Genomic DNA, 2,215 nt, shown 5'->3' with positions numbered 1-2,215 from the left:
TTCGGCACGCCAACGGCTCGTACCCAGGTGCGAGCCGCCCGCAGGCGCTCAGAAACGCCAAAGTCCAGTCAGGGGTTGAAACCCCTGCCTACCATCGCAGCGTCCCTACAGGACGCACCGGTAGACCCCGTCGTGAGTCGCGTAGCGACGGCACACTGGTAGACGTGGACTGAAGTCCACGTCTGGACTTTGGCGCTGTGCCGCGTGGGCAACAGAAGGGAACGTCCTCTGCAGGTGCGGGAGGTGAGAGCCAACCCGACCGGAGGACGTTCCCATGGTAGAGGCTACCACGCGGTCAGAGGAGCCGGCCGTCGCGCCGTTGCTGACGTGCCTGCTGGAGCTGCTGGCGGCGCACCGCTCGGCCTTTGGGCAGGAGCGTCCGTACCGGCGGTGTGTGGCGCTGGTGTTCGGGAGCGTGTTCGCGTTCGCCCGGCACACGATCAGCCAGGTGCTGCTGGTGCTGGGAGTGACCGAGCAGGATTGGAGCGCCTGGTATCGGCTGTTTAGCGTGCCGCGGGTCGATCTCGAGACGCTGAGCGCCGAGCTGGTGCGGCAGACGCTGGCCCAGGTCCCAGCCACGGGACCGTACGTCGTGGCGGTCGACGGGGTGCAGGTGCCGCGCTGGAGCCGGACGCTGCCCGGGACGAGCTGGCTGAAGGCGCCGCGGACCCCGCGCTGGAAGCCGGGCATCCACCGCGCCCAGCGCTTCTTCCACCTGGCGGCGCTGTTGCCGATCACCCGGCAGGGCTACAGTCGGGCGCTGCCGCTGCGCTGGGTGCCGGCCTTCCCGCCCAAGGCCGTGCCGGCCCGGACCGCGCCACGGACCGAGGCGCAGGCTGCCGGTGCCGAGCTGGCCTGGCTGCGGGGCCAACTCGACGCCGCCGGGCGGGCCGAGCAGCCGCTGCTGGCGGTGGGCGACGGCAGCTACGACACGGCCGAGCTGTGGACGGGCCTGCCGCCGCGCACGACCCTGCTGGCCCGCTGCGCCAAGAACCGGGCCCTGTTCCGCCTGCCGGAGCCCGCGCCCCGACCACGGCGTGGCGCGCCGCGCAAGTACGGTGAGCGCGCGCCGGTCCCGCCGACCTGGCTGCAGGAGCGGACCGGCTGGCAGCACGCCGTGCTCCCGGTGCGCGGGCGGTCGATCCCGCTGCGCTACCGGGTCGAGGGCCCGTTCCTGGTCAAGCGGGCGCCGACCCGCCCGCTCTTCCTGTTGGTCGTGGCCGGGGTGCGGCAGCCACGGGTACGGCGCGAGCCGACCTTCTGGCTCGTCGCAGCGGTGCCGACCCCCGACGGTGGCTGGACGCTGCCACACCCGGCGCCCGACCTGCTCGGCTGGGCCTGGCAGCGCTGGGAGATCGAGGTCTGCCATCGCGAGATCAAAGCTGGCTTCGGTCTCGGTGAGCCCCAGTGCTGGAACCCGACCGCCACCGAGGTCGTGACCGCCTGGCAGGCCTGGGCCTACGCCGTCCTCGTCCTCGCCGGCGTCCGCGCCTGGGGCCTCGACGGCGCCCCGCTCCACCCGCCGGGCCGCTGGTGGCCCGGCGCCCGACGCTGGTCGCTCGGCACCCTCTGGCGCGGCTACCGCCAGGCCTTCTGGCACTGCGGCGAATTCCGGGCCGTTTCCCCGAGGACCACCCACGACTGGTGGTTAATTGAGGCCCGCAGCGGCGCCCTCGGCAACGCCATCAGCGCTTCCCTGCGCGCCTGACCCCGCCCTTCCTGGCTGCGTCAACGGTCGCCTCGCGTCCGACCTCGCGCACAGCCCCCGCAAACTGCCAAAGTCCAGCCGTGGAATACATTCCACGTCTACCATTGTGTATGGATACGCCACACCGGAAGGGGCCGGCCCCGGTCCCGTAGGGACCGACGAAGGTAGACGTAGGTTTCAACCTACGGCCGATCTCGTCCGTCCTGACCCTTGCCACCCGGCCCCGGCCGTCGATATACTGACCCTTGCGCACTGGCCGTTTGCCGCGTTCGTCTAGCGGCCCAGGACACCGCCCTCTCAAGGCGGAGATCACGGGTTCGAATCCCGTACGCGGTACCAGAGGGACCGAGCAGGTGCTCGGCCCTTTTTGTTTTCCCGGCCCCTCGCGTATCCTTCTCCCAGTCGCGGGAGGTCACGATGCCGACGTTCGGCGTGTGGGAATGGCTGATCATCCTGGTGATCTTCATCATCTTCTTCGGCGCGGGCAAGCTCGGCAACCTCGGCGGG

Annotated in this window: 1 protein-coding gene and 1 tRNA gene; both read left to right on the top strand. The window is 71.1% G+C overall.

The window, feature by feature from the left end; all coding sequences use genetic code 11:
- Nucleotides 1-274: 274 nt before the first annotated feature.
- A complete protein-coding gene (locus VF468_16555) occupies nucleotides 275-1,708 on the top strand; it encodes a hypothetical protein (protein HEX5879903.1) in 1,434 nt (477 codons plus the stop codon).
- Nucleotides 1,709-1,970: 262 nt separating this feature from the next.
- Nucleotides 1,971-2,047 (top strand) — tRNA-Glu (locus VF468_16550).
- Nucleotides 2,048-2,215 lie beyond the last annotated feature (168 nt).

Source organism: Actinomycetota bacterium, assembly GCA_036280995.1.
Classification (GTDB): Bacteria; Actinomycetota; CALGFH01; order CALGFH01; family CALGFH01; genus CALGFH01.
The sequence above is the reverse complement of the archived record's forward strand: the minus strand, read 5'-3'. Positions and strand labels throughout refer to the sequence as shown.